The sequence below is a fragment of the Devosia sp. 919 genome, from assembly GCF_013185965.1.
Taxonomy (GTDB): domain Bacteria; phylum Pseudomonadota; class Alphaproteobacteria; order Rhizobiales; family Devosiaceae; genus Devosia.
On record NZ_JABAOL010000001.1, the window covers coordinates 2,562,740 to 2,584,984 of the forward strand.

Annotated in this window: 28 protein-coding genes and 1 pseudogene; 15 read left to right on the top strand and 14 right to left on the bottom strand. The window is 62.4% G+C overall.

The genetic code is table 11. From position 1 onward, the window contains the following. Window positions 1-198: 198 nt before the first annotated feature. The gene (locus HRQ64_RS12440; RefSeq protein ID WP_172123524.1) at window positions 199-795 is read left to right on the top strand and encodes an NAD(P)-binding domain-containing protein; all 597 of its coding nucleotides are present in this window, start codon (window positions 199-201) and stop codon (window positions 793-795) included. Between the two features lie 8 nt (window positions 796-803). Here the strand turns inward: HRQ64_RS12440 and HRQ64_RS12445 are convergent, their stop codons facing one another. Next, on the bottom strand, window positions 804-1,391 hold the full coding sequence (locus HRQ64_RS12445) for an SOS response-associated peptidase (protein ID WP_172123525.1): 588 nt from the start codon (window positions 1,389-1,391) through the stop codon (window positions 804-806). Between the two features lie 132 nt (window positions 1,392-1,523). Here HRQ64_RS12445 and HRQ64_RS12450 point away from each other — a divergent pair, with 132 nt between their 5' ends. Then, a complete protein-coding gene (locus tag HRQ64_RS12450; RefSeq protein WP_172123526.1) occupies window positions 1,524-1,829 on the top strand; it encodes a hypothetical protein in 306 nt (101 codons plus the stop codon). A 484-nt stretch (window positions 1,830-2,313) separates the two neighbouring features. Next, entirely contained in the window at window positions 2,314-3,531 is a 1,218-nt protein-coding gene (locus HRQ64_RS12455; protein ID WP_172123527.1) for an MFS transporter, read from the top strand. Between the two features lie 5 nt (window positions 3,532-3,536). Here the strand turns inward: HRQ64_RS12455 and HRQ64_RS12460 are convergent, their stop codons facing one another. From HRQ64_RS12460 to HRQ64_RS12470, 3 genes are all read right to left on the bottom strand, one after another. After that, window positions 3,537-4,100 (bottom strand): NAD(P)H-dependent oxidoreductase, encoded by a 564-nt coding sequence (locus HRQ64_RS12460; protein WP_172123528.1) that lies wholly within the window; start codon window positions 4,098-4,100, stop codon window positions 3,537-3,539. A gap of 85 nt (window positions 4,101-4,185) precedes the next feature. Continuing rightward, window positions 4,186-4,695 carry a transcriptional regulator gene (locus HRQ64_RS12465; RefSeq protein ID WP_172123529.1) on the bottom strand — a complete coding sequence of 170 codons (510 nt, stop codon included), beginning with the start codon at window positions 4,693-4,695 and terminating at the stop codon, window positions 4,186-4,188. A gap of 3 nt (window positions 4,696-4,698) precedes the next feature. Continuing rightward, the gene (locus HRQ64_RS12470; protein WP_248307050.1) at window positions 4,699-5,952 is read right to left on the bottom strand and encodes a mechanosensitive ion channel domain-containing protein; all 1,254 of its coding nucleotides are present in this window, start codon (window positions 5,950-5,952) and stop codon (window positions 4,699-4,701) included. 153 nt (window positions 5,953-6,105) lie between these two features. Between HRQ64_RS12470 and uvsE the strand changes: the two genes are divergently transcribed. Beyond that, the gene (uvsE, locus tag HRQ64_RS12475) at window positions 6,106-7,143 is read left to right on the top strand and encodes a UV DNA damage repair endonuclease UvsE (RefSeq protein ID WP_172123531.1); all 1,038 of its coding nucleotides are present in this window, start codon (window positions 6,106-6,108) and stop codon (window positions 7,141-7,143) included. A gap of 17 nt (window positions 7,144-7,160) precedes the next feature. Here uvsE and HRQ64_RS12480 read toward each other — a convergent pair whose 3' ends face one another. Then, a complete protein-coding gene (locus HRQ64_RS12480) occupies window positions 7,161-7,457 on the bottom strand; it encodes a hypothetical protein (RefSeq protein WP_172123532.1) in 297 nt (98 codons plus the stop codon). An 88-nt stretch (window positions 7,458-7,545) separates the two neighbouring features. Next, window positions 7,546-7,890, bottom strand: coding sequence for a hypothetical protein (locus HRQ64_RS12485; protein ID WP_127753387.1), 345 nt, complete (start codon window positions 7,888-7,890; stop codon window positions 7,546-7,548). 162 nt (window positions 7,891-8,052) lie between these two features. Here HRQ64_RS12485 and HRQ64_RS12490 point away from each other — a divergent pair, with 162 nt between their 5' ends. Together HRQ64_RS12490 and HRQ64_RS12495 are read left to right on the top strand one after the other, a co-directional pair. Further along, on the top strand, window positions 8,053-8,364 hold the full coding sequence (locus HRQ64_RS12490) for a hypothetical protein (protein ID WP_127753388.1): 312 nt from the start codon (window positions 8,053-8,055) through the stop codon (window positions 8,362-8,364). Between the two features lie 212 nt (window positions 8,365-8,576). Beyond that, window positions 8,577-8,930, top strand: a pseudogene (locus HRQ64_RS12495) (cell wall hydrolase); the annotation flags it as partial. 9 nt (window positions 8,931-8,939) lie between these two features. Here HRQ64_RS12495 and HRQ64_RS12500 read toward each other — a convergent pair. The 3 genes from HRQ64_RS12500 to HRQ64_RS12510 all read right to left on the bottom strand — a co-directional run bounded on the left by HRQ64_RS12500 (window position 8,940) and on the right by HRQ64_RS12510 (window position 11,114). After that, the gene (locus HRQ64_RS12500) at window positions 8,940-9,527 is read right to left on the bottom strand and encodes a DUF2076 domain-containing protein (RefSeq protein WP_172123533.1); all 588 of its coding nucleotides are present in this window, start codon (window positions 9,525-9,527) and stop codon (window positions 8,940-8,942) included. A gap of 80 nt (window positions 9,528-9,607) precedes the next feature. Further along, entirely contained in the window at window positions 9,608-10,273 is a 666-nt protein-coding gene (locus HRQ64_RS12505; RefSeq protein WP_172125020.1) for an exopolysaccharide biosynthesis protein, read from the bottom strand. A 100-nt stretch (window positions 10,274-10,373) separates the two neighbouring features. Next, on the bottom strand, window positions 10,374-11,114 hold the full coding sequence (locus HRQ64_RS12510) for a glycosyltransferase family 2 protein (RefSeq protein ID WP_127753392.1): 741 nt from the start codon (window positions 11,112-11,114) through the stop codon (window positions 10,374-10,376). Window positions 11,115-11,244: 130 nt separating this feature from the next. On the opposite strand from HRQ64_RS12510, the gene HRQ64_RS12515 reads away from it, so the two are divergent. Together HRQ64_RS12515 and HRQ64_RS12520 are read left to right on the top strand one after the other, a co-directional pair. Continuing rightward, the gene (locus HRQ64_RS12515; RefSeq protein ID WP_127753393.1) at window positions 11,245-11,781 is read left to right on the top strand and encodes a hypothetical protein; all 537 of its coding nucleotides are present in this window, start codon (window positions 11,245-11,247) and stop codon (window positions 11,779-11,781) included. A gap of 106 nt (window positions 11,782-11,887) precedes the next feature. Continuing rightward, complete coding sequence (locus HRQ64_RS12520; RefSeq protein ID WP_248307051.1) at window positions 11,888-12,508, top strand: transglutaminase-like cysteine peptidase; 621 nt, start codon at window positions 11,888-11,890, stop codon at window positions 12,506-12,508. 45 nt (window positions 12,509-12,553) lie between these two features. Here the strand turns inward: HRQ64_RS12520 and HRQ64_RS12525 are convergent, their stop codons facing one another. Then, the gene (locus HRQ64_RS12525) at window positions 12,554-12,871 is read right to left on the bottom strand and encodes a hypothetical protein (protein ID WP_127753394.1); all 318 of its coding nucleotides are present in this window, start codon (window positions 12,869-12,871) and stop codon (window positions 12,554-12,556) included. Between the two features lie 114 nt (window positions 12,872-12,985). On the opposite strand from HRQ64_RS12525, the gene HRQ64_RS12530 reads away from it, so the two are divergent. After that, window positions 12,986-13,669: a hypothetical protein gene (locus HRQ64_RS12530; RefSeq protein ID WP_172123534.1), complete on the top strand. Its 684-nt coding sequence runs from the start codon at window positions 12,986-12,988 to the stop codon at window positions 13,667-13,669. A 5-nt stretch (window positions 13,670-13,674) separates the two neighbouring features. Here the strand turns inward: HRQ64_RS12530 and HRQ64_RS12535 are convergent, their stop codons facing one another. The 3 genes from HRQ64_RS12535 to HRQ64_RS12545 all read right to left on the bottom strand — a co-directional run bounded on the left by HRQ64_RS12535 (window position 13,675) and on the right by HRQ64_RS12545 (window position 15,669). Then, entirely contained in the window at window positions 13,675-13,893 is a 219-nt protein-coding gene (locus HRQ64_RS12535) for a DUF3126 family protein (RefSeq protein ID WP_127753396.1), read from the bottom strand. 98 nt (window positions 13,894-13,991) lie between these two features. Then, on the bottom strand, window positions 13,992-14,819 hold the full coding sequence (gene cysE, locus HRQ64_RS12540) for a serine O-acetyltransferase (RefSeq protein WP_248305088.1): 828 nt from the start codon (window positions 14,817-14,819) through the stop codon (window positions 13,992-13,994). A 79-nt stretch (window positions 14,820-14,898) separates the two neighbouring features. After that, a complete protein-coding gene (locus HRQ64_RS12545) occupies window positions 14,899-15,669 on the bottom strand; it encodes an alpha/beta hydrolase (RefSeq protein WP_172123535.1) in 771 nt (256 codons plus the stop codon). Window positions 15,670-15,812: 143 nt separating this feature from the next. Here HRQ64_RS12545 and HRQ64_RS12550 point away from each other — a divergent pair, with 143 nt between their 5' ends. The 4 genes from HRQ64_RS12550 (at window position 15,813) to HRQ64_RS12565 (ending at window position 19,195) form a co-directional block, all read left to right on the top strand. Beyond that, window positions 15,813-16,058, top strand: coding sequence for a zinc-finger domain-containing protein (locus HRQ64_RS12550; protein ID WP_172123536.1), 246 nt, complete (start codon window positions 15,813-15,815; stop codon window positions 16,056-16,058). A 21-nt stretch (window positions 16,059-16,079) separates the two neighbouring features. Then, window positions 16,080-17,273 carry an FAD-dependent monooxygenase gene (locus HRQ64_RS12555; protein ID WP_172123537.1) on the top strand — a complete coding sequence of 398 codons (1,194 nt, stop codon included), beginning with the start codon at window positions 16,080-16,082 and terminating at the stop codon, window positions 17,271-17,273. A gap of 125 nt (window positions 17,274-17,398) precedes the next feature. Beyond that, window positions 17,399-18,709, top strand: a complete 1,311-nt coding sequence (locus tag HRQ64_RS12560) for a TCR/Tet family MFS transporter (RefSeq protein ID WP_127753401.1) — start codon at window positions 17,399-17,401, stop codon at window positions 18,707-18,709. Window positions 18,710-18,712: 3 nt separating this feature from the next. Beyond that, a complete protein-coding gene (locus HRQ64_RS12565) occupies window positions 18,713-19,195 on the top strand; it encodes a GNAT family N-acetyltransferase (RefSeq protein WP_172123538.1) in 483 nt (160 codons plus the stop codon). 57 nt (window positions 19,196-19,252) lie between these two features. Here the strand turns inward: HRQ64_RS12565 and gndA are convergent, their stop codons facing one another. Continuing rightward, window positions 19,253-20,698 (bottom strand): NADP-dependent phosphogluconate dehydrogenase, encoded by a 1,446-nt coding sequence (gene gndA / locus HRQ64_RS12570; RefSeq protein ID WP_172123539.1) that lies wholly within the window; start codon window positions 20,696-20,698, stop codon window positions 19,253-19,255. Window positions 20,699-20,900: 202 nt separating this feature from the next. Here gndA and HRQ64_RS12575 point away from each other — a divergent pair, with 202 nt between their 5' ends. After that, the gene (locus HRQ64_RS12575; RefSeq protein ID WP_349236701.1) at window positions 20,901-21,671 is read left to right on the top strand and encodes an SDR family oxidoreductase; all 771 of its coding nucleotides are present in this window, start codon (window positions 20,901-20,903) and stop codon (window positions 21,669-21,671) included. Beyond that, window positions 21,640-22,200: a gluconokinase gene (locus tag HRQ64_RS12580; protein ID WP_172123541.1), complete on the top strand. Its 561-nt coding sequence runs from the start codon at window positions 21,640-21,642 to the stop codon at window positions 22,198-22,200. Before HRQ64_RS12575 ends, HRQ64_RS12580 begins: the two co-directional genes overlap by 32 nt. Window positions 22,201-22,245 lie beyond the last annotated feature (45 nt).

Below are 22,245 nucleotides of genomic sequence, written 5' to 3' on the forward strand. Positions count from 1 at the left end.
GATCGCTCGAGGGAGGGATGCTCACCACTACGCTCATCCTCGCTTGCCCGCCAAGCCAATCATAGTGATTGCCCGGTTAATCCCGAGCCGGCGCCGCGATGAACCCATTGCGCCGCCTCCGCGTTTATCGCCCTTGCCGACCGCTCACGCCGATCCCATTGTCGGTGCTATCCGGCTCATACCCCCTGGAGGTTGCCCATGCGTATCGCCGTATTTGGAACTGGTGAGGTCGGTTCGGCCGTTGCCGGCAAGCTCAAATCTCTCGGCCATGACGTCGTGTTCGGCTCGCGCCATCCCCGCCCTGATCAGGATGGCATCCCCGTCCTCAGCCATTCGGAGGCGGCCGAGCATGGCGAATGGCTAGTCAATGCCCTTCACGGCGATGACGCCATGGCGATCCTGCCGCCCCTGCCCCTTGCCGGCAAGCTCCTGATCGATATCGGCAACTTCCAATCCGTCATCACGGGTCCCCTCACCCATACGCTGGGCGAAAGCTTGCAGAACGCGCTGCCCGACACCCGTGTGGTCAAGACGCTCAACTTCGTCAGCGCCCAACTGATGGGGGCCCCCGAACGCCTGTCGGCGCCCCACACTATGTTTATTGCGGCCAATGACGCAGGAGCCCGCGCCGCAGTCATCGAACTGCTGCAGGATTTCGGCTGGCGCGACATTCTTAATCTGGGCGACTTGACGGCCTGCCGGGCCATGGAAAGCCTCGCGTCCATGTGGATCCGGCTCTACGAGACCCTTGGCCATGTTTATTTCAACATCGCCATAGTCCGCGATCCCGTCTGAACGGGGCGCTACTCCGCCCCTTTTCGCACCACCTCTACCTGGAGCGAGCCTGCGGGCAACGGCGCCAGCAGTTCCGCTTCCGGCCGTGTCAGGAACAGCCAGGCTGCCCAGTCCTTGGGCCGCAACACGCAAATTTGCCGGTCATGGATCGGTGCTATGTCGGGGCCAGGCTCTGTGGTAAGCATGGTAAAGCTCAGGGCCCCGTCTTCCGCCTCGCTCCACAACCCGGCAATTCCCATCACAGGCGAGTCGTGCAGCGTAAAGCGGTACTTGGTCTTGGGATATTTGCTGCCGGTGAATTCAAAGAACCCGGACAGCACCACGACGCAGCGCCGGGAATCGGCAAAATGCCGCCCATCGGATTTGAAGTTGAACACGGGCCCCGCCTTGGGCCGCGGCGGCGGAAAGCCAAAGCGCATCAGCACCAGTTCCACCCCGTTGCCTGCGGCGCGCAGCACCGGCCCCTCATCGCCGATGCGGATATCATCGGCCCGGATCAGCGCCGCTTCGGGCTCCCCCGCTACGCCCACCTCCAGCGCCGCAATCGCCCGCGCATAGTCCGCCTGGCTGACATGTTGTTCATAGTCGTTGCACATAGCCGGGAGCAAACCACGCCGCCTCAACGGGTTCAACTTTTCTGCGAGGCCGTGCTGCCCCTCAAGGGCTGAAACCCTTCAAAACCGGGCCCTCCATCACCATATAAGTGGCTGAAAACCGGAGCTAAAAGGATGTTTAACGAAACCACGTTTCGGCGCCATGCCGAAGAAACCTTGGCCTTGTCAGCCAGGCTCAAGCAGGTCCGGCGCCTGTTCAAGACGGAAGGTGGTCACCTCACCAATGCCGGCCGCGCCATTGTCGCCGAGGGCCTCAAGCAGGGCATGACCACCGCCGATCTGGCCGAACTGCTCGAGGTCAATCCAGCCGTGGTGCGTTACCATGCCCGCCAGCTCGGCCACGCCCTCCAGGGTGAACTGCGCCTGCGCCCGGCCCGCCGCGATCACGCCGAACCCCAGCGCCTGCTCCAAGCAAGCTGACCCGTTCGCTCGATCTGGGCTAGGCCCGTGGGCTCCCGGCAAGCGGGGCCGCCCGCTCAACTTATCCCCGGTGCCAAAAGCTCGGTTATTGTTGCCCCATCTTCATGCGCAACTGCGCGGTCGCGACGAACGGTCGGCATGGGGACGCCGGATGGCATGGGGGTCGCTCCATGTCCTGTGGTTTAAAGGATGATCTGTGACCCGATTTGAGCCCCCGGGTTTGTCTTTCGGCACGGGCTTAAGCCGAGGACGGTCCTTTCCATAGAGTCTCCGGGATAGCATGGGGCAAGGCTCGCTTCACCTATACCTTTTGCCGGACGACCGGCACCGAGGCGATCCTTGCCCCATGTCGCAGCCGCTGGCCCTTGGCCGAGCGGAGATTTGGCACGTCCGCATTCCCGCCCCGCAAATAAATTGATCGCCATTGTCGCGCCCCCGCGGCCCCAATCGTCTATGATCAGGCACAAGCTTGGAGGAGCAGGCGATGGAGCGTGGTTATGGTTGGGTGATCGTCGGCGCCGGCGCCGTGATCACCTGTGTGGCGGCGGGCTCGATGTTTGCCCTGCCCGTTTATCTGCAGCCCATTGCCGATGACACCGGCTGGAGCCGCGCCGGCATCTCGCTGGCCATGACCATGGGCTTTCTCGTCATGGGTGTAGCCGGCTTTGCCTGGGGCACGGTCACCGACCGCATCGGGGCCCGTCCGGTTGTGCTGCTCGCCTCCTGCATCCTGGGCTTCGGGCTCCTCGTCGCCAGCCGCGCCCCCAATCTCCTGGTCTTCCAGCTGGCCTATGGCGGGGTCATGGGCGCCTCGATCGGCGCCTTCTTCGCGCCCATCATGGCCACGACGATCGGCTGGTTTAATCAGAACCGCGGCCTTGCCGTCGCGCTGGTGTCGATCGGCGGCGGCGTGGCGCCCATGGTCGTCACCCCGCTCGCCAGCGTGCTCATCACCGCCTATGGCTGGCGCTCGGCCATGCTGCTCACCGCCATTGTTGCCTGGGCCATTCTCCTGCCCACAGCCCTGCTGATCCGCCGCGCCCCGGCCGAAGCCCCCGCTTCCGAGCCAACTCAAAACGCTACCAGCACAGCGCCCAAGGGCTCGATCGGCACCGTGCTGCGCACCCCGCAATTCGTCGTCCTCGCTGGCACCTTCTTTCTCTGCTGTGCCGCCCATTCCGGCCCCATCTTCCACACCGTCTCCTACGCCATGCTCTGCGGCGCCTCCTCCCTCGCTGCCGCCAGCATCTATAGCGTCGAGGGCCTGGCCGGTCTCTTCGGGCGCCTGATCTTTGGCCTCCTCGCCGACCGGCTGGGCGTCAAGCGCATCATCATCGGCGGGCTCCTGCTCCAGGCAGCCGGCATCTACACCTATATCTATGTGACGCAGATCACCGACTTTTACATGCTGGCCGCCGTGCTCGGCCTCGCCTATGGCGGGGTCATGCCCCTCTATGCCGTGCTGGCCCGCGACTACTTCCCCGCCCATGTCATGGGCACGGTTCTGGGCGGCATCACCATGACCTCCAGCATCGGCATGGCCTTCGGCCCCATTGGCGGTGGCTGGATCTTCGACACCTTCGGCGATTACCACTGGCTCTATATCGCCTCCGCCCTGATCGGGCTTGCAGCGGCAGCCGTCGCCCTCGCCTTCCCACGCCCGAGCCAACCCTCCGGGGGGCTCGAGCCGGTGCCGGCCTGAGGGAGCTAAACGGCGCGGCGCACCTGCTCGAGATATTTCTCCCGCTGCGCCGCGCTCGACGTCTTGATCCCCCCGAACCGGGTGACCTTGACCGGCCTGATCCCGCAAAACTGCAGCACCGCATTCTTGACCGTCGCCACATCGCTGTTGCGATAAGCCAGCAGCAGATAGATCGAGGGCCCGTCCGAAGTGGTGAACAGTTGCGCGTCGCGCCCCTTCAAGAGCTTGTCCCAGAACGGGTCATTCTCGTGGTAGCTGAAGGCCTGGCCCGGCAGGATCGCCCGGTCGAAAAAGCCCTTGAGCAGCGCCGGCACCGATCCCCACCACACCGGATAAAACAGCACGATCCGTTCGCACCATTCGATATTCTCCTGCGCGGCCTTGAGGTCAGGCTCGAGCTCCTGGATCACCTCATAGCCGTGCCACAAAATGGGATCGAACTTGAGCTCCCCTAGATTGTGCCGGCGTACCTCATGCCCCTTGGCCTCTGCCGCCGCCTGGTAGGCATCGGCCAGCGCACCATTGAAACTCTCCGCATCGGGGTGTCCGAGAACAAGATAGATGCGCATGGCGGCCCTCCGATTTTTGGCATTGCCCGATCCTGCCGGGCCGTCTGCTGCCAGTGTTGATCAGCCAACTCCCTCGCGCAACCGCTCAGGCCTCGCCCAGCACCTTGCGCCATATCTGCCATTCGCGCCGGGCATCCTCCTGCGCCCGGTGGGCCACTGGCTGACTGTCCGCTTCCGCCCGCGCCGCTTCGATCACCGCCTGTGCCTCATCGGGCCCCAGTCCTCGACTTGCCGCGGCCTCAGCAAAGGCCAGGTCCGTTGCTTCCAGCCGCACCAGATGCCGTGGATGCCCTGCCGCTCGCAGCAACATGCTTAGCCAATGCCCATCCCAGGATGGGGCGCTGGCAAACACGCGGTTGCCATCCCAAAGCTGCAGCACCCGCTCGCAGGCTTCCGTCGCCTCAACACCCTTATCCACCAGCTCTTCCCGCGTGATATGGTGAATAGCTTCGGCACCCGGATCCCAATCGGTCCATCTCGGTGCCGGTTTGATCAGGAGACTTTCGCCGCTGCCGTCTTCCCGCACCCAGCCCACTTCGATCGGATAGCTCTGTTTTTCCAGCGATGATGCCTCGAAGTCGAGAAATACGAGCACGAGCTACACTTCCTTTTCGAGACGCAACGGGGTTTTGAACCGCACATCCTGCTGCGGGAACGGGATCTCGATCCCTTCCACTTTGAACGCGTCCCACAGCGCCAGCAGCACTTGCCCGCGCACATTGGTCAGCCCGTTTTGCGGATCGTTGATCCAGAACCGCAATTTGAAGTCCAGCGACGATGCTCCGAACGCGGTCATCCAGCACACCGGCTCCTTGAAGGCGCTCACCCGCTCGACCCCCCGGGCAGCGGCAATGGCGACGGCCGTGACATGATGGGGATCGGATTCGTAACTGACGCCGAACTCCACATCGATGCGCACATTCTGGTCCGAATAGCTCCAGTTGATCACCTGCTGGGTAATGAAATCCTCGTTCGGGATCAAATATTTGCGCCCATCCCGCGTCACCACCGAAACAAAGCGCGCCCGCAATTCGGTGATCCAGCCAAAGGTCTCGCCCACCTCGATCGTGTCCCCCGGCTTCACCGAGCGATCAAGGAGGATCAGGATGCCAGAGATGAAGTTGGACACGACCTTTTGCAGGCCAAAGCCGATGCCAACACCAACAGCGCCCGAAATCACCGTCAGGGCCGTCAGATCCACCCCGGTCGCTGTGAGCGCAAATGCGCCCGCCCCGATCACCAGCACAATGCGGATCAGCTTGGACAACAGCACCTTGCCCGAAGCCGACATATCATCGGCGCGCGCAATCCGGCCCTCGATCACATGGCTGATAAACAGCGCCAGCCACACGACCCCGGTGACCACCAGTGCCGCGCGGATCACCAGCAGCGCCGAAATGCGCACCTCGCCGATGCTGAACGCCAGATGATCGAGCGCTTGAGCCACGGGCGTGCCGATCCCTAGCACCAGCACGGCCACATAGATCCAGCCGATCGCCGCCACCACCTGGGCCAGGCTCCGATTGCGGATCAGCCGCGTGAGCACCGAAAGCACCAGCCAGGCCGCCGACAGCAGCAGCACGCTCGCCAGCAGCGCATCTGGAACATCGGCCGCGATCATGGTGAGCCGCATTACGAAGAGGACGACCACGAACACCACCCAGCGCGAGCGCCGGATCGTGGCAATCACCAGTCGCAGCAGGTCGGGGTTGCCCTTTATGCTCCGGCCCCAGCGCTCCAGCCGCCGCTCCAGCGCCTTGCCGGCAAACCTCGCGATCACCCAAGCCAGGGCGATGAGCACCGCCTGCAGCAGCGTCCACTCGTTCCAGTAGAGCCCAAGGAAATCGCGCATCCAGCGCTCAACTGCGTTTCCCCACTGCGCCCATTGCTGCGGCATCGTGCCTGGTCCCTCGCCTGCCAGCTTAACGAGGCAGCCGGTGAATGGTTGTCATCCGTCAAGGGAACGCGCCGCCGGGCGCGGCATTCCCTTCTCCGGAGGTACCGGATGGACAATTTCCCGATGCGCTTGGGCGTACCCGTCAAGATCATGGGCAAGCCCGATCTTAAGAGCAACGATGCCCGGCGCGCCCAGAACGCCCCGCATCTCAAAGTCTCGCTGGGGTACCTCGACGCCATCTTCGATTATCTGGTGGGTCACGGCATCCACATGTACCGCATGAGTTCGGACCTGGCCCCCTATGCCACCCACCCCGACATGCCGCTCTTTCATTCCATGGTGGCGGACAGCCGTGCAGAGCTTGCCGCCACCGGCGCCAAGGCCCGCCAGCTGGGGCTGCGCCTGTCCTTCCATCCCAGTCAGTTCGTGGTCCTCAACAGCCCCGATCCGGAGCTCGTGCGCAAAAGCGTCTGGGACCTGACCTCCCAGGCCGAAATGCTCGACGCCATGGAGCTTGGCCCCGAGGCCGTGCTGGTGATCCATGTCGGCGGCGTCTACGACGACAAGGAGGCCGCCCGCACCCGCTGGGTGGAAACCTGGAAGAGCCTGCCCGAGCCGGTGCAGCGCCGCCTCGTGCTCGAACACGACGACCTGCGTTTCTCGGCGGCCGACGTCTTATGGATCCACCAGCACACCGGCGTCCGGCTGATCTTTGACCACCAGCACTTCTGGTGCCTCAATCCCGAACATGCCGGCCTGCGCGAAACGCTCACCGCCATTCTGCGCACCTGGCCAGATGGCGTGCGCCCAAAGGTGCACTTCTCCTCCCCCCGCACCGAGATGCGACAATTGCCGCGCAAGGACAAGAAAACGGGGAAAGCCACAATGGTCAATGCCGCGCCGGTCTGGACGGGTCACGCCGATTTCGTCAACCCGTTCGAGTTCGCCACCTTTATGCGCACGGCGGCCGGGCTCGACTTTGACGTGATGCTGGAAGCCAAGGTCAAGGACCTAGCGCTGATCCGCCTCCGCCCGGACTTGATCCGCTACGCGCCCGATGTGGCCGAACGCTTCGGTCTCGTCCAAGCCCTCCAGGCGCAACTCGACAGCGAGCAGTCAAGCCTGCTCGAACTCGATCCAGCCTAACAAGGGACTCGAAGGCTTCAGCGCCAGTGCTGGGGCCAATACACGTCATCCCGATAATCGGCCGGGATCGGCGCCAGCCGGCAGATCGCTGCCGTGGCCAGGTTGATCTGGTCTTCCATCTGCCGGATCTCGGGTGGCATCTGCCGTCCGGTCACAAATGCCCGCCGTCGCCATTCATCGATCCGCAACAGGCGCAAGCGGCGCTCGGCTTCTGCCTCGACATCCTCGGCAAACACCGCATCGCTTGCCACCGGCCGCCGGGCCTTCGCAGGTCTTGTCCAGGCTGCTTCGAACACTGCTTCCGAATTGCGCATCACGACCTTCAGTCTGGCAGCGTTCCAGTGCTGCCCGTCCCGTAGATTGCGATGCGAAGGTTACAAATCTGCAAACGCTGGGCGGTAACTATTGAGGGGGGGTCTCGTGGTTCTGCGCCGCCTTGCGGTCGCGCCGCTTGCGCCGCCAAGTCGTCCATTTACGCGTGCCAGTCACAATCACGGCGTTCACCGGCCCCCGCAAAAACGGCAGATCGATCGCCAGCAGCAGCAAGCCCAGCGGCAGCATCCAGGCCCCCAGCACCGGCAGAAAGCTGAAGACGCCGCCAAGGATCAACAACACCCCAAGGGGGATCCGCACCAGTCGCGCTCCGGGCCGTCGAAGCCATTCCAGAGCCCTTGCGGCAAAATTGGGCACGCGCCGCTCCAACTTGTCGAACTGGCGAAACAGGCGAGCCTTGCTCTTGCCGGACATTGGGGCGTTCCTCTGATGTAAACGCCATATCGTGACGCCGCTCACGCAATCCAAGGGCAGCCCCTGCGGTTCCCTCCTCAGGGTCTGCAAAAAGCGCTGGCGGAACCCCAATCTTTCCCCGGTGTTGTGCAATCAGTTAAAACCACGGCGGAGCGTCACCCCATGGCCAATGTAACCGAGCATGCCCTGTCCCGCATCGAAGACCTTACCCGCCAACTGGCGCATCTGCGCAAGGAGCTTTCCGGTCGTGTCGCCCCTGCCCGCAAGGCGGGCTCGCATGCTTTGCACGATGCGCAGCATCAGGCGGCCGAACTGGCGCAGGATCTGGGTGAGTATGGTTCTGCAGCCGCCCATCTGCTTGGCCGCCAGGCCCGCCACGCCGGCAAAGCGATCAAGAATGACCCTGTACCACTGGTGGTGGCGCTTGGCACCTTCGTGCTGCTGTCGTCCCTCTTTGCGCGGCGTCGCCGCTGAGGAGGGCACGGTTAACCGGCACTTAACCGCGTTTGGCAGACTTTCCTTAAATATGTTCCGGCATTTTCGGTCTGGCATGCTTTTGTGCCACACACCGGAGTCCGCCGATGCGCGCTGCCACCAGAACCATTCTGCGCCTCGTCGCCGTAACCGTAGCCGCCTCAACTCTGGGCGGCTGCAGTTTTTTGGGCATGAGCTTCGGCACTGCCCGGCTCAGCGAAAAAGAATGCCTGATGCGCGCGATGTATTTCGAGTCCAACCGCTCGAGCTCTGAAGGCATGCTGGCGGTTGGTACCGTGGTAATGAACCGGGTCAATGACCCCCGCTATCCCAAGTCGGTCTGTGGCGTCGTCGGCCAACCCAAGCAATTCGCCCAGGGCGTGCTCAGCCGGAAGATGACGGACTCCGGCGCGATCCTGGCCGCCCAAACGGCCGACCAGGTCATGCGGGGAGCCCGCCACCCCGGGGTGCGGGGCGCCAAGCACTTCCACACCGCCGGGCTGCGCTTCCCCTACAACAACATGCACTATGTGCTCGAAGCGGGCGGCAACGAGTTCTACGAGAAGTACTGACTCCTAGAATTCGCCGCCAATATCGAAGTCGGAGTCGTCGCCGCCTCCAAAATCCTGCTCAGCATCTTGCTCGCTGCCGTTATCCCCGCCCGGCTCATCGGCGTTAAGCTCTCCGGCATGCGCATCTCCCGAAAACATCCCGGCAATCGCACTGCCCAGCAATACGCCACCGGTTATGCCCAGCGCCGATTGCGCGGCGCCGGCCAGAAAGCCGCCGCCCCCGCCCATCCCCGGGCTGCGGCGCTCCTGGTAGTCACCACTGTCGCGTCGGCCCCAAGGCCCCTGCCGATTCTTTTGCTGCCCACTAGGTCGGTTTGCGTCGCCAAACACGCCGCCGAGAAAGCCGCCGCCCGAACCGCGCTGCGCCTGTGCCAATTCAGCTTCCAGTTGCTCGATGCGCTCCTGGGCGCCTTCCAGGGCGCGCTCCTGCACGATGATGGTTTGCGCCATGTAGTAGGGCGAGGCCGGCGCTTCGGTCAGCCGCTGCCGGATCAGCATCTCGGCTTCCCGGTCCCGTGGCGGGCTGTTGCGCGCCACCTGCTCGATGCGCTCGAACAAGCCGTCAATCGCGTAGCGGTCTTCGGAGTTCATGCTGACTCTCCCTTTCTGGATCAACAGGGAGGAAATGGTCACGCCGGGCAAGCGTTGCAACCATGCGACAAAGCGATGCCTCAGGCGCCGAAGCTGAACCCGAACACATGGCCGAGCACGAACAAGGCGCTCCACAGCAATGCCAGCGTAACGCCCCAAACAATCACCACCGCCGCCACGGCGCAGAACATGCCGATAAGGATCCACACCCCATCCCGTTGCAACACGCCCAGCGACAACACACAAATGGTGAAAGCCGGCAGCATATTTCCCAGTGGGATGGGCAAGAAGAGGATGATGGACAACAATAGGCACACAGCACCAACCACATATTCCGCCGGTGGTCGGGCCAGCATCTGCAGCCGTGGTCGCATCAGGCGTTCCGCCTTGCCGAGCCACGGCGCCGCCAGATTGGCCACCTTCTCGAACTCAGTGCGGGACAAGGAGCGGTTGGTGATCACCTTGGGCAGCCATGGCCGCTGCCCGAGCATGAGTTGGAACGCCAGGAAAATCAGCGGAGCCCCGAGCACCGCGGAGACACCGGGAGGCACCGGGATGGCATTGGGAACCGCGAACAGGAACATCAGTGCCCCGCTCGCCCGATGCTGCAGAGCTTGCAGCAGATCCCCGATGGAGATCCGCTCACGTTCCACATTCTGGGCGATGCCAAGCAGGATTGCAGATAATGGTTCCGGCGCGTCGGGCGCGGGATCTGCAGCTATTTCGATGGTCCGATCCTGGGTTATGGCATTCGCCTTTCGCTTGGGTCCGAACCCATACTGTCCCGCCCAAAATCAAAACGCCAGTGGCTTGTCAGCCGTAGGCCGATTTCTGCTTCGGTGGCAGTTAATTGCGGCGAATGTCGTTGTAGTCCTTGGTCACCGGCTTGCCCCGGAAGGTCACCCAGAAAAAGTTCAGCGTATAGGTGCCCGCGGTGCGGAACACGCCTTCCTTTTCCAGCCGCCGGCCCGATGTCTTCATCTTGAGCGCGAAGGTCCATTTCACGCCACCGACCTTGGACAAGCGCACCGCCACGTCGGTATCCTCGCCAAAGAACTGGATCGATCGGTCATAACCGCCGACCTGGGCCCAGGCGGCCCGCTTGAACACGAAGTTGCCGCCCTGCACCACCGATCCGACGCGCAGGATGAAGCGATTAACGATGTAGATGAGGTAGGTCAGCCCATAAAAGGCATTCACGAGTGCGCGGTTGAACCAGCTCATGTCATAATAGATATAGGGCCCGCTGAGGCAGACAAGCTTGGGGTCTTTGCCGAATTCGCGCAGCACCGTATCGATCCAGCCCTCGGGCACCATCGTATCGCTGTCGATATTGGCAATCAGTTCGGCGTTCGTGGCGTTGAAGCCAGCATCGCGCGCATTGACAAGACCCTTCTTGGGCTCATCCACCACGCGCACCGTGGGGAAGCTGCGCGCGATCTCGCCGGTGCGGTCGGTCGAGGCATTATTGACCACGATGATTTCGGCATCGGCACCGGACCGGGCAATCTCCGCCACCACCGATTCCAGGCACTTTCCGATCAGCGCTTCTTCGTTATAGGCCGGAATAACAAAGGCCAACTTCATGGACATGCCCCTTTTTGCGCACTGGCGCCGGGCCTTGGATTAGCCGCTGCCGTGCGCCAGAGCAACAAGCACCGCTGCCGCAGCAATGCTCGCTGCTGGTTTGCCCACCAAAAGCGGCTATGTTGACCTCATGACCCGCTTCGCCCCCGCCATTGCCCTCCTGCTTGTTACCGGCAGCACGATCCTGATCTCCGGCGCCCTTGCCGATGGCCGGGGTGATTGGCACGGCTATGCGTGGCAGAGCATCAAGGTGGCCGACTGCGTTCCGCAGCCCACCGGCACTCTCGCCTGCCCGCACTTTCACGAAAAGTGGGATTGGAAACGCGACCAATGGGTCGATATCACCATCACGCTTGATCGGGACCGCCAAACCCTGCATCTGCGCCAGCAGCTGAGCGACAATGACCGGCGCGACACCGACTATGTCTGCGTCACCGCCGTGGTGGTCGACGCCGAAGGCCACAACCTGGCTGTGCATCACCAGAACTGGCTGATACACGGTGGACAAAGCCGCGCAGCCGATTTCACCTATGCCAGCCCGCGTCTGCCGACGGCCACCAGCATCCAGATCGGCTCCAAGCAATGCCGCGACGGGGCGGGGCAGGACGACGATGCTTATGCCACCGTGCTGGCCCGCCTGGCCGAAGCACCAGGCCCTCATGGTTAACCAGCCCCTGCTCCAATCGATAAAACTCGCATAAAAACTACTCGGCAGTGTTCGGACCGGTGCAAGCGGCGCCTTCTAGTTTGGTCTCCATCGAGGAGATCACGCAATGCACCGCACCAAGATGGCTTTAGTTTCAGCCTTGCTCACCCTGGCCTTAGGCCTGGGAGCGGTGCCCTCCCAGGCGCTCGATCTCACCAATGTCGCTTATGTGCAAACCGCCACCGCTCCAACGAGCATCCCGGTCGGCCATGCCGAGTTCTGTGCCTCACGCCCGGCGGAGTGCCGGCCCAACACCGAAGTGGTCGCTGCCATGCCGTTGACCCCGGCGCGCTGGCAGCAGCTGCTCGATGTGAACACCAACATCAACACCACGATCGTTCCGGTCACCGACGAGATCCTCTACCAAGTCAGCGAATTCTGGACCTACCCCAATGGCTATGGTGACTGCGAAGACTTCGCCCTCGCCAAGCGCCGCGACCTGATCAAGGCCGGCTGGCCCGCCAGCACGCTGCTGATCACTGTGGTTCGGGAAGCCAACGGCAACGGCCATGCCGTTCTCATCGTCCGCACCGATCGCGGTGACCTTGTGCTGGACAATCAGGACGGCGATGTGCGGCTGTGGAGCGAAACGCCCTATCAGTTCATCAAGCGTCAGGCGCAGGACAATCCGGGTCAGTGGGTGGACATGATCGACAGCCGCGAGATGATCATCGCCGCCGTCAACTAGCCCCGGCAACAGCCAACAAAAAGGTAATTCACTCTGCTTGTCCCGTCAGAACCGGACGGCGACGTAGATGCTCATGAACAACAACCCCGTCACGAACGCCCAACCAAAGGCAACCATCGCCCCTACCAGCGCCGAGCCGACAGAGATATGGCCGCTGTCGCGCTCAAGGCCCATCTGCAACATGATATAGGGGCCGCACACAAAGCTCATCACCAAATGTCCCAGCGACACCGGCAATGTTGGGCCATCGACGCGAAGCAGCGCCTGCTCCCGCGCCAGCCATTGATAAAGGTGGGTACCGGCGCCCGCCACGCACAGCCCCACCCCAATTATGAATCCTGCCAGCAGCAATTCACTCGACATGTTTCGTGTCCCACCCGGACCGGGCCAAGCCCCGGCCATTAACCTTCCATTAAGCATATTGCGCGTCCAATGCGCTGTCACCCCGACCCTTAACACCTGGTTAATGCTGTCCACATGCAAACACGCTCAGCCTCGACCGCCATGTCCCAGGCCCCCTCGGTGGCCTATAATCTTGCCGGGATCGCGGTTCTGGTCTTGTTGCTGGCGGTAGGCGCGGCCTATCTGCTCGACGGCTTCACCAAGGCTTCTGCACCTGCCCAGCCGAACCATGCTGACGGGAATACGATTCGTCAGACCATTTCAGGACGTGAACTCACCATACCGGCGTCATGGTTCCGTTACGGGGAGCCAGTTCACGGTGGCTTTACCGACCAGATCGATCTGCGGGTGATGTTTGCGCCCCAAGGCGCGGGCAAAGCCTTGCCCGTTGACATTTCTCTGGTGCCCCGCAGTCGCGCTCGCACCAGCAGCACCTTGCTGGACGCAGTCTATCTGCACCAGTTCGGGGATGATACACTAGCAGGGGTTCCGGGTCTTGTCGGCAAGCCCCTGGGGATGGGTCAGGGCTATATGGGGGAAAGCGTCTGGTATGACGCGCTCTCACCCAACCCATTTGTCGCCAAATGCGCGGAGCCGGTCGAAGCGGGTACACCGCCCCGTTGCCTGCGCACGGTTTATCTCGGGTCCGGCATCGCTGCCGTCTATGCATTTGACGCCACGATCCTTGGATCGTGGCGCCTGTTCGATGCGGAAATGCGGCGCTGGCTTGAGCCGATCGGCGCCTGGCAGAACGGCTAGAAAACCTAGTTCACTTCATCCAGGTCGATATCGAGGATCGACATGTTGAAGATATAGGATTTGTCGCCGTCTTCGTCGTCGGCATGGATCAGCCCGATCGACTCATCGCCGATAAACACCTCAACGGAGTCGTTGAGCTTGGGACGCGGGCGCACGTCGATATTCTTGTTGCCGAACTTGGTTTGCAGGAACTTCTGCAGCTTGATGATCTCGGGATGGTTCACGGGCGTGGTGTCCTGCTGATTGGTGTTGGCCGCAATCTAGTCAGGAGACAAACGCGCACAACCCCGCCTGGTGGCATTTTAGCGGTAACAATCGCCACTCAGGCGTTGAGGTCGTGGACCAGCACCACCTGATCCATCACCAGCGCCGGCTGAGCGCACCCCGCTTCTCCAATGATCTTTGCCGGCACTCCGGCCACGGTGACGCGCGGCGGCACTTCCTTGAGCACCACCGATCCGGCGCCGATTCGCGAGCAATCGCCGATCTTGATATTGCCCAAGACCTTGGCGCCGGCGCCAATCAGCACACCATTGCCAATCTTGGGGTGTCGGTCTTGGTCCGACTTGCCCGTGCCGCCCAGCGTCACGTTCTGCAGCATGGAGACATTGTCGCCGATGACCGCAGTCTCCCCGATCACCAGCCCCGTGCCGTGGTCGAGCATGATTCCCTGCCCGATCACCACGGCTGGGTTGATGTCCACCTGGAACACCTGGCTCGCCCGGCTCTGCAGATAAAGCGCGAAATCGCGCCGCCCGGATTCGAACATCGCATGGGCAAAGCGATGGGTCTGAATCGCCTGGTAGCCCTTGAAGAACAATAGGGGCTCCACCGCCCGATGGCAGGCTGGATCGCGCTCGAGCGTGGCGGCAAGGTCCACGCGCGCCGCTTGTCCTATTTCAGGATGGTCAGCCAGAACTTCGCCAAAGGCCTGCCGGATCAGGTCGGCCGAAACATCATCATGGTCGAGCCGCGCCGCCAGCCGATGCGCCAGCGCCTGCTCGAAGCTATCGTGGTTGAGCACAGCGGAGAGCGCCAGGTTTGCCAGCGAGGGTTCATTGGCTGCAATCTGCCGGGCACCGGCGCGCACCGCTTCCCAAACGGGATCGACGATTTGCAGGTCAGCAGACTTCTTGGCGTTGCTGGTCACGGCCGCAGCTCCGTTCATCGGGAAGTGCCGATATAGGCCATTTCATTCTACAAGACAAAGCCCCAGCCGCGCTTTTGGTTCACGAACCTTGCTGAGCCGGGAAAGTCCTCCCCAGAAATTCTAGCGCAACGGCCTTGAACTTGGTGTCACCCGTCGCTCGCATATGGTCGCGTCGGGGAATCACGAAAGCTTCCCCTTGCGGCAGCAGCCCCGCCAGATCCTCGGGGGAGCCGGCCATTTCGTCCGCCTCACCAACCGCAACCAGCACGGGAACAGTGATGCGTCGCACATCGGCACGCGCCATCGGTTGCCGCGAGGTTTCCATGCAGGCGGCCAATGCCTCGCGATCGGACTTGGTGTGGTCGGCAAAGATGCGGAACTGGCGCGCAGTCGGATGCGTCAGCCCGGTAAGGCTCGGCGCTGTCAGGCCCGCGATGATGTCACTGCTATCGGTCAGCCCATTGATGAGGTTCATTCCAATGCCCCCGAGCACTAGCGCAGCCACCCGCTCTTCATGCTCAAACGCCATGAACGCTGCCACCCGCGCACCCATCGAGTAGCCCAGCACCGCCGCCTGTCCGATGCCGAGATGGTCCAGCAGCGCCACAGCATCGCGCACCATCGCGGTGGGATAGTAAGCCTCCGGATCATGCGGCCGGTCCGACTCGCCATGCCCGCGATTATCGATGGTGATGGCCTGGTATCCGGCTCCGGTCAGGGTCTCGACCCAGCCGGTGTCCACCCAGTTCACCTTGCCGCTCGAGGCAAAGCCATGGATGCACAATATGGGGGGACCTTCTCCATAGCTGGCAAAGGCAAGGCTCAGGCCATCCGATTCAAAGCGTGGCAAGTTCGCATCCTCTTGAGCTGATTGCCGTCCGGTTTTGCGGCATCGGCGCGTTAAAGCAAGCCCAAAGGCGGGCCGCCGTCGCCCTTTTCTTGTTGCTTGCCTTGCACTATGGTCCGGCCACTCCAATCACTCCGGGTCTGACCATGGCACACGGCACCACGCCTCACTTCCACAACACTGATGGCCTCGCCCAGATTGAGATAGGTGCCAAGGAGTTCCAGTGCATCGGCGCGTTGCCTCCCTTTGACCACCCCCACATCTACCTGGATATGGGCAAGGACGATGACGTTGTCTGCCCCTATTGCTCTACCCATTATGTGTTCAGCCCGACTCTGCCCGCCGGCACTGCCATCCCTCCCACTGCTGTTTACCGGGCCGATGTGATCTGAGGCATCGGCACGTTACGGAACATGCCAGCTTCTGGCCGCACATTCTTCATCGCCGGTGCCGGCATCGGCGGCCTGACCCTGGCTCTCGCGCTCGCTAAGTTCGGCGCTCACGTCGTTATACTGGAGCGGAGCCCTCGGCTGTCTGAGTTCGGCGCTGGGCTCCAAATCAGCCCCAATGCCCGACGTGTGCTCGACCGGCTCGGTGTCGGCGAGCTGATCAACGCTCGCGGCTTCGAGCCGGCCGGTATTGACGTTTATCCGTTCGGCCGTCCCGACCCGCTCGTAACGATGGAACTTGCGCCCTTGATGCTCGAGCGATTTGGTGCGGCCTATACGGTGATGCACCGCGCCGATCTCGCCGAAACGCTCTATGAGGCCTCGCGGCGCTTCGCCAATATCGACGTGATGTTTGGCGTGGGCAATTGGAACGCCCAGACCACCAAGGCCGGCGTCTCCCTCACGATCGAGGAAGCGGACGGCCAAAACCGCACCTTGCGCGGCGCCGCGCTGATTGGCGCGGACGGCGTACACTCCCGCACCCGCACCCAATTGCTGGGCGGTCCCGCCGCGACATATTCGGGTCGGATTGCTTGGCGCACGCTGCTCCCGCTCGATGCGCTGCACGGGCAGATAGCGCTTGATCGGGTGTCTGTGCTGTTCGGTCCCCACCTGCACCTGGTGTGCTATCCCCTGCCTCATCGAAACCTCGTCAACCTGGCGCTCTTCACCGAACACAGGGACGACAAAACTGCGCAGCATCCAACATTGGCCTTCAAGCCATCTCGTAGCCCGCGGCTGCGAGCGATCTTGGATTTGGCGGGTGATCAATGGACTGCGTGGCCCCTTTACACCGTCTCGACCGACACTTGGCACCGGGGGCCAATCGCGCTGTTGGGTGATGCCGCGCACGCCATGGTGCCGTTCCAGGCGCAGGGCGCAGCCATGGCGATTGAAGACGCTGCCTCGCTGGCGCCTCTGCTCATAGAGACCAATGATCCGGCCGAAGCTTTCATGCGTTACGCGGCACTCCGCCAGCCCCGGGTAAAAAGGGTAGCCAAGCTGTCACGCAAAAACGGCCGCATCTTTCACCTGCCCTGGCCATTCTCCAGCGCCCGCAACCTCGGCATCACCCTGCAGGGTCGCCGCGGCCACCTCAGGCGCTTGGCCTGGCTTTATGGTTTCGACACCGATGCGCCACAGCCTCGCCCCAGATAACGCTCTATTGCGGATCAAGAGGCGGGATGTTCGCTTCTGATCTGCCCTCATGCCCTTGCGTTGGGGAGCCTGCCTGTGTCAACTGCAAGCCGTTTCGACAGTAATTTCAATGGGAGCGCCCGCTCATGCAAACCGCGATCCGCTCCCGCCTGACCCTTACCTGCATCCTCGTAACTATCCTTCTAGATATGATCGGCGTCGGCATCATCGTGCCCGTGCTGCCCGAGCTGCTTGAGGAACTGACAGGCGGCGGTGTCGCGCAGGCGGCGGTCATCGGCGGCTATCTTGTGTTCGCTTATGCGTTTATGCAGTTCGTGTTTTCGCCCGTGCTCGGCAATCTGTCCGACCGCTACGGGCGCCGACCAGTCTTGCTGTGTTCCCTGCTCGGCCTTACCTTCGATTACCTGATGATGAGCATCGCGCCCTTCGTCTGGTATTTGTTTATCGGCCGGATCATTGCCGGCATCGCTGGAGCGGCGCTTGCCACGGCAACCGCCTATATGGCCGACATCACTCCGCCCCATAAACGCACCCAGCGCTTCGGCTTGATCGGTGCGGCATTCGGCCTCGGCTTTATTATCGGCCCGGTGATTGGCGGCGAATTGGGTGAAATCGGGCCGCGCGTTCCTTTCTATGCTGCAGCCGGCCTGGCCTTTGCCAATTTCCTGTTCGGCCTGCTGGTCCTCCCCGAAAGCCTGCCTAAGGCATCGCGCCGCAAGTTCGACATCCGCCGCGCCAACCCCTTCGGCGCGGTTGCCGCCCTTCGTAAATACCCGGCCGTACTCTGGCTACTCGCCGTGCTCTTCTTCTTGCAGCTGACCACTCAGGCGCTGCCCAATGTGTTCCCCTATTACGCTGTGGATATGTTCAACTTCACATCGTCCTCTATCGGCCGCACGCTGGGCGCATTCGGGGTCGGTTTCGCTATCAGCCAGGCTGTCCTGGCAGCGCCTTTGTCGAAACGCATCGGTGAACCTGCGGTCGGTATTATCGGGCTATTGGCAGCAGCAACGGCCTTTGCCGGCATCGCCTTTTCAGCGGATGTCTACCAGCTCTATCTGTTCATCGCCGTCGGAACGATCAGCGGGCTCGCCCCACCTGCCATCAACGGCGTGCTGTCGCGGCAGGTGCCAGATAACTCCCAGGGTGAACTACAAGGTGCGGTCAATGCCGCCAGCTCCCTCGCCACGATCATCGGTCCGCTGGCCGCCACACAGATATTTTCCTACTACACGAGCGCACCGGAATCCGGACACTACTTCCCCGGCGCTCCGTTCGTCGCCAGCGGCATCGCCGTGCTCGTAGCCTTGGTGCTCTTTGGCGTTGCCGCGTGGCGTTTCGAACTCAGCCATCGCCCGAGCGTGGCTAACCACCCCGTTGTTCCCGAAATGGCGCCGCCCGGCCAGCTGCGCACCCCGCCTCTGGACGAGAAATAACCAATGCAGATTCGCCCGGCCTTTGAGGGTGACCGTTCGGCGGTCCTCGCCATCGTTGCGCCAGTCCTCCGGGCCGGCGAAACCTACGCCATGCCTCGCGACCTCGATGACGAGCAGGTGCTGGCATATTGGTTTAGCCCCGCCCATCAGGTCTTCGTGGCTGAAGATGACAACGGCGTGCTGGGTACCTATTACCTTAAACCCAACCAGCTCGGCCCCGGCGCCCATGTCGCCAATTGCGGTTACATGACCGCCGCTGCCGCCCAAGGGCGCGGCGTTGCGAGGGCAATGGGCACGCACTCGATTGAGCAGGCCGGCGCCTGCGGCTTTCGGGCCATCCAGTTCAATCATGTGGTCTCCACCAACCAGCGCGCTGTGGCCCTGTGGCAGTCGCTCGGCTTCGCCATAGTCGGAACCCTGCCGAAAGCGTTCGACCATCCCGTCCACGGCTTTGTGGACAGCTACGTAATGTTCAGGACGCTCTAGGCAACGGAAAAGGGCCCCGCCTCAGCGGAGCCCCTGTGCTTGCTGTGTCTTTGAGTCTCAGCCGCCGATCACCGGCTTGAGCGCTGCGATCTCGAGGGTTGACGGCCACTTGGCATGCAGGTTCGAGCCACGTCCCTCGATCTCGAACCCATGCGCACCAAAGAAATCACGCTGCCCCTGGATCAGATTGGCCGTGCCCTGAGCCTGGCGATAGCTGTCGAAATAGCTCAGCGCCGCCGAAAGGCAGACCAGCGGGAATTCTCCCACAGCGCCCGCCGCCACCACCTTGCGCAGCGACGGATGGGCTTCTTTCATCAGAGCGACAAAGTCTGGCACCACCAGCAGATTGGTGTTGCCCCCTTTGGCATAGGCCGCCGACATCTGGTCGAGGAAGCGAGAACGAATGATGCAGCCAGCGCGCCAGATCTTGGCGATGGTTGCCAGCGGCAAGGCCCAGCCATTTTCCTCGGAGGCCTTGGCGATTACCGCAAAGCCCTGCGCATAGGACACGATCTTGCCGGCGAGCAGTGCCTGTTCCAGTTCGGCCAGCGTCACCTCGGTCTTGGTCCGGTTCGGCTTGCCATAGATCGCTTCGGCCGCTACGCGCTCATCCTTGCGCGCCGAAATCGAGCGGGCTGCTACGGCGCCCTCGATGGCGGTTGCCGGCACGCCCATCTGCTGGGCGGCAATGGCCGACCAAACGCCGGTGCCCTTCTGCCCCGCCTTGTCGAGAATCAACTCGACCAGCGGCTGCCCGGTCTGCTCGTCGATGGCGGCCAGCACATGGCCGGTGATCTCGATTAGGTAGGAATTAAGCGGACCCTTGTTCCATTCCTTGAACACATCGGCGCATTCACCCGGGCTCATGCCCAACCCGTCGCGCATCACGCCATAAACTTCGGCGATCATCTGCATGTCGCCATACTCGATGCCGTTGTGGATGGTCTTTACGAAGTGGCCCGCGCCACCTTCACCCAGATAAGCGCAGCAGCTTTCACCATTGAACTGGGCCGCAATCGCGGTCAGCACCGCCTCGGCATTGTGCCACTGCTGCTCGGAACCACCCACCATGATCGAGGGACCATGGCGAGCGCCTTCTTCGCCGCCCGAAACGCCGACGCCGAGGTAGCCGATATTCTTGGGCTTGAGGTAATCGAATCGGCGCTGGGTATCGGTGAACAGCGAATTGCCGCACTCGATGATCGCGTCGCCTTCTTCCAGATAAGGCAGCAGGTGCTCGATCATCTCGTCAACCGGCGCGCCGGCCTTGACCATGATGATGATCGAGCGGGGACGCTTGATCGACTGAATGAACTCAGCCAGGTCAGCCTTCGCGATTACATTGCCGACCAGACCCTGCTCGGTTGCCATTGCAACAAAGTCATCGATTCGAGACGCTGTACGATTGTGAACGGCAACGGTATAGCCTTTTTCGGCGATGTTGAGCGCCAGGTTCGAGCCCATCACTGCCAGCCCGATAAGGCCGATATCCGCTGTCGACATGCAAACAGTCCTTCTGAGAAAATGCGTCGCCATTCATGCGCGAGACATGCTTGCCCCGCGCGGCGGCGAACCTGACCACAAACGGACCATCGACGGAAGGCCCTGCCGAGGCATATTTTACGCCTAAAAGCCTCATGTATGGAAGGCGCCATTGCCTCGCGCCGTTCGCGCCCGTAGGTTTGCGCAAGTTTAGGGGATCACCGTGCCATCTTCGTCTCTGTTCAGCCTTGCGGGAAAGCGGGCTCTTGTCACTGGCTCAAGTCGCGGCCTTGGGCTCGCCATGGCAACTGCCCTAGCCCAAGCGGGCGCCGCCGTGATCCTCAATGCCCGTGATGCCACCGCGCTGGGCCGGGCAGCGGCCGAACTCGCCACCACCGGCGCCACCGTCAATGCAGTGGCCTTCGACGTCACCAGCATCGATAGCATCGAGGAGGCGGTCGCCTACTGCGAAGCCGAGCTCGGGTCCATCGACATCCTCATCAACAATGCCGGCATCCAGATTCGGGGTCCCCTCGAGGACTTCCCGCTCGACAAGTTCGAAACCATGCTGGCGACCCATGTCACGGCCACCTTCGCGGTCAGCAAGACCGTGGCCAAGAACATGATTGCCCGCCGCCAAGGCAAGATCATCAATATCTGCTCGATCCTGACCAATGTCGCCCGGCCCAATGTTGCCCCTTATGGCGCAGCCAAGGCTGCCATTGCCAATTTGACCCGCGGCATGGCGGCCGACTGGGCTCGCCATGGTCTCAACATCAACGCCATTGCCCCGGGCTACTTCAAGACCGAGCTCAATGAGGCGCTGATAGCCGATCCTCAGTTCAATCGCTGGGTCGAAACCCGCACCCCCATGGGCCGTTGGGGCGAAGTTGCCGAACTTGGACCGCCCGCGGTATTTCTCGCTTCCGACGCAGCCAGCTTCATCAATGGACACATTCTCTATGTCGACGGCGCCTTCTCAGCCACGGTCTAACGCCCGCATCATCATCGTTATGGGGGTCAGTTCCTCGGGCAAGTCCACCACGGGCCAGTCCATCGCCCGGCGCCTCCATACGCCATTCCTCGATGGCGACGGCTATCATCCGCCCGCCAATGTGGAAAAAATGCGCGCCGGCATTCCGCTTGTCGATGAGGATCGCTGGCCCTGGCTTCAGCGGCTCGCTCAAGCCCTGCACGAGGCCGCGGACAAGAAGGGTGCAGCAGTCGGCGCCTGCTCCTCGCTCAAGCGGGCCTATCGCGACTACCTGCTCGAGCAGGCGGGCGAGCCGATCCTGTTCGTCTACCTCCAGGGCGACCGACAGGTGATCGGCGAACGCATGGCGCGGCGCCAGCACGAATACATGCCGGCCAGCCTGCTCGACAGCCAGTTCGCCACCCTGGAAGAGCCCGATCCCGCCACCGAGAACGTGCTCGTCGTGCCTGTTACCGACAGTGTGGAAAAGATCACCACCACGGTGACCAAGACGCTCGAACACCTCAAGACCTTCAAGCGCTGGCAATAAGCCGCGTTCGGCTAAAAGGAATGCCCCGCTGCAAGGCGGGGCACC